At 66.4% G+C, this 604-nt stretch carries 1 protein-coding gene and 1 pseudogene; one reads left to right on the top strand and one right to left on the bottom strand.

Annotated elements, in window-relative coordinates:
• Nucleotides 1-373 (top strand): CoA transferase (locus tag AACY45_RS27500; RefSeq protein WP_339548605.1); only part of this gene is annotated, 373 nt, incomplete at its 5' end.
• Here the strand turns inward: AACY45_RS27500 and AACY45_RS27495 are convergent.
• Nucleotides 291-604 (bottom strand): annotated as a pseudogene (locus AACY45_RS27495) (glucose/galactose MFS transporter); the annotation flags it as partial. The gene AACY45_RS27500 and the pseudogene AACY45_RS27495 overlap by 83 nt on opposite strands.

Below are 604 nucleotides of genomic sequence, written 5' to 3'. Positions count from 1 at the left end.
CCTCGCCGATCGCTTCAAACTGCGCACGCGCGACGCTTGGGTTTCGGCCTTTGAGGGGCACGAAGCCTGCATCGCCCCCGTCCTCGGCTTCGATGAAGCCATCGCGCACCCGCACAACGTCGCGCGCGCGACCTTCGTTACGGCGGGCGGGGTTACCCAGCCCGCTCCAGCGCCGCGTTATTCGGTCAGCGCGACAGTGCCCCGCGCATGGCGGACGCACCCGACGGGGCCGCGATCCTGGCCGAGGCAGGCTTTACCCCAGCCGAGATCGCAGCGCTGCGCTTTTGAATTCAGGCGTCGGCGTATTGGGGTGCCGGCCGCGCTGCGTAAACGCCGAACGCGCAGATCACCACATAGCACGCCACCGGAATAAGCAGCGCGAGCGTCAGGCTTCCGCTCGCATCCGCCAACGTTCCGGTCGCCAGGGGCAGCACGGCACCGCCGAAGATCGCAACGTTGATGATTCCCGATCCATCTGCCGCACGTGCGCCGAGCCCTTCACAGGCAAGACTGAAGATCGTGGGGAACATGATGGCGTTCATCAGCCCGACCGCCAGCAGGCTGTAACCCGCGACCGAGCCCGTTGTGTAGCTCGAGATCAGGA

Source organism: Pseudomonas sp. RA_35y_Pfl2_P32 (assembly GCF_963970735.1).
GTDB lineage: Bacteria > Pseudomonadota > Gammaproteobacteria > Pseudomonadales > Pseudomonadaceae > Aquipseudomonas.
Note: the sequence above shows the minus strand (reverse complement) of the source record. Positions and strands in the feature narration are given on the sequence as shown.